The following is a 7,706-nucleotide window of genomic DNA, read 5'->3' as shown; positions in this document are numbered from 1 at the left end:
GATTTAAAGCAGTCGTTAGATACTTTTCAACGATCGTTTTTCAAGACACAGAGGCTCAAACCCTTGCCGCACCAGCCCTACAGCCGAAAGATTTGACCCCCTCAAAAAAACACTTACCCATTCGCGGAAATTTCAGGAACCAGAAAGCGATTACACACTCACGACGGCTTCTAGTTCCGCTGCCTGTTTTTCGTTCATCTCGTCGAGTTTTTGCCAAACTTGCTGCATCAATTCATCCAATCCAAGTCTACTAACGGCAGAAATCAACAAAACAGGAGCGCCGCTCATTTCTTTAAGTCGGCTAATTAAATTACCGATTTCTTCGCTTTCGAGGTCGATCGCATCTACTTTATTAAAAGCCAAAATCTGCGGTTTATCGGCTAAACCACGCCTGTAAGCCTTCAATTCTTCCTGAATTGTGACGTAATTGGCGATCGGATCTTCATCAGTAATATCGATCAGATGCAGCAGCAACCGAGTTCGTTCGATGTGCCGCAAAAACTCGTAACCCAAGCCAGCACCTTCGTGAGCTCCCTCAATCAATCCCGGAATATCAGCAAAAACAGTACCGTCGCCGGTCGGTTTTCTGACTACGCCCAAATTCGGGACTAAAGTTGTAAACGGATAATCTGCTATCTTGGGGCGAGCCGCAGATAAAGCTGAAATTAAGGTGGATTTGCCAGCATTCGGCATCCCCAGAATTCCAACTTCAGCTAATAGCTTCAATTCCAAACGCAAAAATTTGTGTTCTCCTTCTTTTCCCGGCATCGCATAATCGGGAGCCCGGTTGGAATTGGTCAGAAAACACTTGTTGCCCAAACCGCCTTTGCCGCCTTTGGCTACGCAAAAAGTCTGTCCGGGCGTCACCAAATCTGCCAATATGGCCTGAGTTTCCGCGTCGTAAACTACTGTACCGCAGGGAACTTCGATCGTGCGATCGTCCCCACCGGCACCGGTCATATTTTTCGGCGCGCCTCGCTTCCCGTCATCGGCTTTAAAAATCCGGTTGTACTGAAAATCTAGCAGCGTTTGCAGGCTTTCCACCGCCACCATATACACGGAACCGCCTTTGCCACCCGTCCCACCAGAGGGGCCACCCGCTGGTACATACTTTTCTCTGCGAAAAGCTACCATACCGTCGCCGCCTTTGCCGGCTGCGACTTGAATATCTGCTCGATCGATAAATTGCATAATTTAGTCAGTAGTCAATAGTCAGTGTCAATAGTCATTAGTTATTATTATACCAGATGCAAGTACCATATTCCCCTTTTCCTTTAGTCCGCGTCGGCGGATGACAGCCAACTTTAGTCGCGATTTACAGTTGCCGGAAAAATATAATTATACCAATTCTCAAAAGTAGTGCAGAGCGAGAGATTGTACGCGAGCATCTGTAGGGAAACGGCACTGCCGTGTCCGGCTTTTAAAGCTTTTAATAAGCTATATAATAATTTCAGAATTCTACCAAAATTTTTATTAAATTAGTATTATAAAAGCAGACTTTATATTTGCAGAAATCACGCACGCCAACAGAATAAACTGGGTTTTTATCAGGTGCGAAGAGCTGTAAAAATCTTTTTTTCTGCCAAAAAGCGGTTTCTAAATCATCGCAAATAATTTACTACGGAAAATTAGCAATTGCTAATTACAGAACTTCGCCAAATACGCATTTAACGTGCTAATTATAGCGGTAAGGTGCTTATGGGCGCATCCTACAGATAGAGGTTCTGCGCCCCGGAATGAATTACCAATTAGCAATTACCCATTCCTTTTAACAATAGGACGATACATCTTCCTTACATTCATCTGCCAAATAGCAGAGAGCTCGAAAGCGCATCCCGACTAACTGTTCGTAAAGCGGGTTAATCTGGCACATCGCCGGAATGTGGACGATTTTGTGACCAAATAACACGACATCTCGCTCAAACGGACACTGGGGTGGAATAATTTTACAGACAAAGTGTGCCAATTTTGGGTCGTGAATTTCCCAGCCGTCGAGCCAGTCTTTTACCGGTTGCAGGACATTTTTGTGGTGAGGTTTAGGTAGCCGAGATGAAAGGGGTGTTCCGACGACGGGGACGACATTGGCATCAAAGACTATTTGGCTGCTGGGCCCCTGCGGATCGCACTTGCTGTCTTCGATGGTGTGTCGCAGAGCTTCGATCGCCTCTACATTGTGCCCCAAAGCTGTGCAAAACTTAGAGATTACCTCGTCTTCGCTGAGCGAGTAGGTACCGTCTGCCAAAGCTACCATGACTGCTGTCCTTAAAAAATCCTCGCCTTTGGCGGTGTCTTCTCCTAACACAGCGGCTAATTCCTCTGGAGTAATAGGTTCAAAGCCCGCCTCAAAAGATACCGGGTGTAGTTCATCTTGAGTTAGATTTGCAATCATTTTTTGCTCGTCTTCGTCAAAGTTGCCATCTGCCCAAGCAATTGTCAGCAATCCCCGCAGCCAAGCAGTAATCTCTTCATTGGTGCAGGAAGATTTAGCGTTACTCATTAGCATTTCCACTTGGATGTACCAGTCAATTTGTTCGTTTACAGCCAGTTCAATATTCCCCTCCCAATAATTTTTATTGGTTTTTTGGCCGATTGATGATCTATTTGTGGAAGGTTGGTGCCCGAAGATTGCTCCAAACGCTTGTAGTGGATGTGTTAAAAGCATATTTGTTTTTCAGCAGCATCGCTGAGTAGCGAGCTAATCTATTGGCTAATCCTATTCCCTAAAAAGTCATCTATCGGGAGGAATAGGTTTGTTGAATTCATCTTAACTCTAGTTGCACCCATCGAGATGGCGATCGAATTCTAAGCAAGCCCGATTGCCATTAGCAACCCGATTTTTCGCAAGAAATAAAAGGTTGGCAAGCGTAGGATCAAATCAGGCACTGGGTTTGTCACCCAGGGGCGATCGAACTTCGCTCTCTTTACATTTTAATATATATTTTTGTAAATTTTTCTGTGCAGGATGCACAATATTAACAGCGACCCTGATTTAAGCTGTTGAAATAAAAATATTTGAGGAAAATGTTACTGCCGGTTAACAGTTTTGATTGCTGTGTCCGCCTAGAAATGACAAAATTTTTTAACTTCGGCGACACAAAATCCAGCGCAATTCCATTGGCGGCCGTGCGTTTGCCATCGGGAAGACATCTCGACCGGTGGCCCAACTGGGAAACCAAGGCGTCGGTGGCCAGGCTCCTTCCGGCAGGTGGTGGCGTTCGTACTCAAACACCAATTCGTCGGATATTTGGACTAAGGGCAACCCTTCCATTGCGGTGGCGAGTTCTTGGGGCGTAAATAAAGTAGACCAGGAGAGTTGGGCAACTTGTCGCACGAGGGCATCCGGCTGGTAGTCGCCGACAGTTAAAAACGTGCTGAACAGCAACAGACCTCCGGGACACAGGGAATCGCACATTTTAGCGAGGAAAAGCCGTACTTGATCGCTGTCTCGAAAATGTGAAATGACTTCGGCGGCAACTGCCAACTGGTAGCGGGCCGGTTTCATCCGCATTAAGGGGTCAAGCACATCGCCTTCTGTAACTGTGACGGGAAGGTTTTCGGCTGTTACTGCCGCTTTCAATTGTTCTGCAAAAGCTGGAGTTAGTTCGATCGCATCTACAGAATAGCCCAATCTCGCCAGGGGCAAGGTATTGCGGCCGGTACCAGCGCCCACGTCCAAAATCCGCACTCGATCGGGCGTACCCAATTTAGCAGCCGTTGCCATCAATTTTGCATCGGGATGAGAGCCGAAAAGCGGCGGTTCTCTGGTGTCTACCCAGCTTTTGTACTGTTCTCCAACTGTTGAGGTAGTCACAATCACTTTGCAAGCTAAACCGGTTTGCGGCGGCTGCACTGATTCGTATTGCAGAATCAACATTGATGCTGTGGAGGTGCGGTAGCCTTGTTCTAACTTCGTGGCTAAAAGCTTGCTGAGCTCGTCTCTGCGGTCTTCTGGCAGGGGTCTGTCGAGAGTGCTAAATAGCTTTTCTATCGAATTGAGATAGTGGCTTAGCATTCCCGGTATGCAGGGGAAAACTAATTCTCCGCGAGCGTTTATGCGAGTATTAATTTTGTAGAGGATAGCTTGCTGGAGAATGTCGGGATTTACTACCAGCGGTAGCTGTTCGGTCTGGTCGATCGTACTTTCGGCGCCCATAGATTCCGCGAAGAAGTCATTAGTTATTAGTCATTAGTCAGAGGGAAGGATGTTGAGAGCTGACTGTACAATTCAAGAGTATAAAAAAGCCGATTTTAGATTTATTTGGTTTGGTTGCTTAGTCTTTTTAGATTGTAGAAAATCCGATTTGAGAGCTTTATTTTGGATAAATCTCAAATCTCAAATCTCAAATCGACCAAGCCCAAAACCCGAGTAGGTTCCAAAATCGGAGTTAATATCAAGATAAGCTGTAGCGCATTTAAATTGTATGTTGCACGGCGAGGTGGAAAAAGCGTCAAATCCTCTCGCCTTCTCCCCTCTCTCCTTCCCCTTGTCAGCCATAACAGGCAATGTATATGGGTAGCAAATTAAAGCTGGGCTTAGTTGCTGCCGGTAAAAGTCACTAGAGGGAACTTTGACTGAGCTTCAGTCATCGGGCGCCGTCTGCCTTCTTCTTGCCAGTAGTTAATTACTTCTGTGGCTTGGTTGAGGATTTCGACGCGATCGTTGTCAGCAATCCAGTGTTTGGCTTCGAGTTCGTTTTTGAGGTCTTCCCAGGCATCTTTGCGAGGCCAGAAAAAGTAGGATGTCAGCGGGCTAGTTCCTTTGCCGACAACTTGGTCAACGGCGAGGGCAACATTCTCTTCTAGCCAGAGAACTTTTAAGATGAACTTGGACAAGCAAACCTCCAGGGTTCCGATCGAACTTGTTAAAAATTTCTACAATCGCTAAGCGTAGCACACTCTGTTCGATAATTGGTCATCGGCCATGAAAAGTTTTGTGGCGCGGCTGGTTTTAGCGCCACTCAGGGGCTGGGAACAGATAAAATTTGGGTTCTCACCCGCCCTAGGTACAAGGATAGTTAAGTTGTGAACAGAGTTATTTTAGTCTTCGACATTGACGGTGTGGTGCGGGATGTGTCCGGTTCCTACCGGCGGGCGATCGCCGATGCGGTGGAACATTTCACGGCGGGTGCTTTTCGTCCGAATTCTCTCGATATCGACTCTCTGAAGTCTGAGGGAGTGTGGAATAATGACTGGCAGGCGTCTTTTGAGTTAGTTTGCCGTTATTTTGAGGGGATTGGGCGATCGAGAAACCAACTCGCTCTCAACTATGACGAATTAGTGGCTTTTTTCCAAAGTCGCTATCGCGGGCCCGATGAGAAAAATTGGACTGGTTACATTTGCGACGAACCGCTGTTGTTAAGTCCGGCTTACCTGGAAAATTTAACAGTTGGGGGCATTGTTTGGGGCTTTTTTAGCGGGGCGATGCGGGATGAAGCTGCTTATGTTTTGTCAGGGAAACTGAGTTTAAATTCCCCGGTGTTGGTGGCGATGGAAGATGCACCGGGAAAACCCGATCCGGCTGGACTTTTCGCGGCAATTGAACAGTTGGAAAACCTGCACGGTTTAGAAAAAAATTTGCCCGTGATTTACGCGGGAGATACTGTGGCGGATATTTACACGGTTGTGAAGGCGCGGGAAGTGCAACCAAATCGAGTTTGGCTGGGGGCTGGAATTTTGCCGCCTCATGTTTTGGATGATGCTGTGCGCTGTGAGGCTTATGCTAAGGTGCTGGAAAATGCGGGTGCTGCAGCGGTTTTCAGGAATGTCGAGGAGTTGACGGCTGCGCGGATTTGGGAATTAGTTCAGTAGGCTGTTGACTGTTGACTGTTGACGGTTGACTGTAGGCTGTTGACGGTTGACGGTTGACTGTTGACTGTTGAATCGGGGTCAAAAAAATGAAAATTGCGCGAATTATTTGTTGGCAGCTTGATTCGACTTTGCGCCCGACGATGAAGCACGGATTTGATACCGTGTTATTTATAAACAAATGTAATTTTGTTAAATAATTTTGCACCTTATCCTATTGACAAGTAAATGTAGTTTTGTTACATTTATTTGTCAATTTTTGCATCTTTGAGTTGACAATATCTGCTGCTGCGGCTTAGTACAGAGTAGAGGTCAAACTCTAGGAGAATGCAACTATGTTAGTTTCGCGATCGAGTGATAAACAAGCTACGCCGGAAGAAACGCGGCAACTAGAAAAGCTCCAAGTCCAAATCGAGCGAGCTGTTGCTGACGGCAAGATATCTAAGCAAGAAATGGAAGACATCAATAGAGCGATTTGGGCTGACGGAAAAGTTACTGTTGAAGAACTGGAACTCTACAGAATGTTGGTGACAGATAAGATTGTTTCTGGAGATGTGGAATACGAGTTTTGAGAAAAAAATTGAAGGGAGGAAACGGATTTAAGGGATGAATATTGAGGAAAGAAGAAACAAGGAAGAAGAGTTTAAAGTGTTCTTCAATAGTTTGTTTACTGCTAGCTTAGGATGACATTTGGCAATTCTTGGGAGCATCCCTTTTAGGAATTATACCCCACAATTATGGGGATGCTCGCAATTTTTCATTTGGGTTGTGAGATTATTTTAAGTGCAAGAATTTGTCTAATGCACTGACTGCAAGTGGCGGCCAGCGGCGGTTATTGGCAACCCAATCAATGTCTTTGTAGCGGGAGTCGAGGCCGACTGCTGCTACCCAATTGCTCTCAGCTTCGCCGCGCTTTCCTGCTTCCCAAAGACAGGCGCTGAGGGCGGCTCTCATGTCGGCAAATTGGGGGTATCTGCGGACGATGTTTTTCATGTTGCGAATTGCTTCTTTGGTTTGCCCGTTTTGATAAAGTGCGAGGGCGTGGTTGGCGCGGGCAAAGGCGTATTCGGGGGCTAGTTCAAAGGCTTTGCTGTAGTCGGCAATTGCTTGTTCCCATTTTCCTAAACCTGCTTCGGCGTTGCCTCGGTTGTTGTAGGCGGCTGGATCTTGGGAGTCTAATTCTAGTACGTGATTGTAGTCGGCGATCGCCTCTTCCCAGCGTCCTAAACCTTCTAAGGCGGTGCCGCGGTTGAGGTATGGATCGGGGGCGTCGGGTGCTAGTTCGATCGCTCTTTCGTAGTCGGAAATAGCTGCTTGTAGTTTGTTTTGGCTGACTCTAGAATTGCCTCGGTTGCTCCAAGCGGCTGCTTGTGAGGGAAATTTGTCAATGATTTGAGTCCAAAAAGTTTCTGCCGCGGGAAATTTGCCTTCATTTGTAGCTTCAAAAGCTTTTTGAACGAGTTCTCCCAATTCCTGTTGGGGATCTGTGATATCTGTTGGTTGTACTTGTGCGGCAACGGGCGCGATATTTCCCAGCCAAACTAACCCGGTTACAATTAATACTGTAAAAAATGTGAACAGTGAGCGAATCATCTTTGTTGGCAGTTGAAACTTTACTGAGGAATGAGAATTAAATAAAATCCACTTTTCCTGTTTGTTGTGGGATGGGCGTCCCGCCCGTCTATCGGGGACGGGCGGGACGCCCATCCCACAAGAAAAAAGGGAAATTATTTAATTGACGATCCTTAAAGACATTATTAACCAAAATTTTAGGTATTAGTTCGATATGTGAGAACTAATTTTATGAAAAAACGGTTGTTAATTTTGGGCGGGACGGGGGATGCTGCTGAACTGGCGGCAAGAGCGTCTCAAATTGCTGAAATTGAGGTGGTATCTTCGCT

7 protein-coding genes are annotated in these 7,706 nt (G+C 46.4%); 2 read left to right on the top strand and 5 right to left on the bottom strand.

Features of this window, described 5'->3' with window-relative positions; genetic code table 11:
• Window positions 1–150: 150 nt before the first annotated feature.
• The 4 genes from obgE to QUA45_RS26915 all read right to left on the bottom strand — a co-directional run bounded on the left by obgE (window position 151) and on the right by QUA45_RS26915 (window position 4,845).
• Window positions 151–1,191, bottom strand: a complete 1,041-nt coding sequence (gene obgE, locus QUA45_RS26930; RefSeq protein ID WP_333096540.1) for a GTPase ObgE — start codon at window positions 1,189–1,191, stop codon at window positions 151–153.
• Between the two features lie 577 nt (window positions 1,192–1,768).
• On the bottom strand, window positions 1,769–2,662 hold the full coding sequence (locus QUA45_RS26925) for a Mo-dependent nitrogenase C-terminal domain-containing protein (RefSeq protein WP_333222875.1): 894 nt from the start codon (window positions 2,660–2,662) through the stop codon (window positions 1,769–1,771).
• A 417-nt stretch (window positions 2,663–3,079) separates the two neighbouring features.
• A complete protein-coding gene (locus tag QUA45_RS26920; protein ID WP_333148995.1) occupies window positions 3,080–4,153 on the bottom strand; it encodes a class I SAM-dependent methyltransferase in 1,074 nt (357 codons plus the stop codon).
• Window positions 4,154–4,533: 380 nt separating this feature from the next.
• Window positions 4,534–4,845, bottom strand: a complete 312-nt coding sequence (locus QUA45_RS26915) for a 30S ribosomal protein PSRP-3 (protein ID WP_333056906.1) — start codon at window positions 4,843–4,845, stop codon at window positions 4,534–4,536.
• Between the two features lie 177 nt (window positions 4,846–5,022).
• Here QUA45_RS26915 and QUA45_RS26910 point away from each other — a divergent pair, with 177 nt between their 5' ends.
• A complete protein-coding gene (locus QUA45_RS26910) occupies window positions 5,023–5,808 on the top strand; it encodes a TIGR01548 family HAD-type hydrolase (RefSeq protein WP_333222873.1) in 786 nt (261 codons plus the stop codon).
• A gap of 332 nt (window positions 5,809–6,140) precedes the next feature.
• Window positions 6,141–6,377 (top strand): hypothetical protein, encoded by a 237-nt coding sequence (locus QUA45_RS26905; RefSeq protein ID WP_333222871.1) that lies wholly within the window; start codon window positions 6,141–6,143, stop codon window positions 6,375–6,377.
• Window positions 6,378–6,579: 202 nt separating this feature from the next.
• Here the strand turns inward: QUA45_RS26905 and QUA45_RS26900 are convergent, their stop codons facing one another.
• Window positions 6,580–7,398, bottom strand: coding sequence for a tetratricopeptide repeat protein (locus tag QUA45_RS26900; RefSeq protein ID WP_333222869.1), 819 nt, complete (start codon window positions 7,396–7,398; stop codon window positions 6,580–6,582).
• Between the last annotated feature and the right edge of the window lie 308 nt (window positions 7,399–7,706).

Origin of the sequence: Microcoleus sp. Pol12A5, assembly GCF_036701435.1 — a bacterium.
Classification (GTDB): domain Bacteria; phylum Cyanobacteriota; class Cyanobacteriia; order Cyanobacteriales; family Microcoleaceae; genus Microcoleus.
This window is presented reverse-complemented; position numbering and strand designations above follow the sequence as displayed.

Bases quoted from the DNA above. Each gene is read 5' to 3' on its own strand.
- obgE (WP_333096540.1), bottom strand. From the start codon at position 1,191: ATGCAATTTATCGATCGAGCAGATATTCAAGTCGCAGCCGGCAAAGGC.
- QUA45_RS26905 (WP_333222871.1), top strand. From the start codon at position 6,141: ATGTTAGTTTCGCGATCGAGTGATAAACAAGCTACGCCGGAAGAAACG.
- QUA45_RS26925 (WP_333222875.1), bottom strand. From the start codon at position 2,662: ATGCTTTTAACACATCCACTACAAGCGTTTGGAGCAATCTTCGGGCAC.
- QUA45_RS26900 (WP_333222869.1), bottom strand. From the start codon at position 7,398: ATGATTCGCTCACTGTTCACATTTTTTACAGTATTAATTGTAACCGGG.
- QUA45_RS26920 (WP_333148995.1), bottom strand. From the start codon at position 4,153: ATGGGCGCCGAAAGTACGATCGACCAGACCGAACAGCTACCGCTGGTA.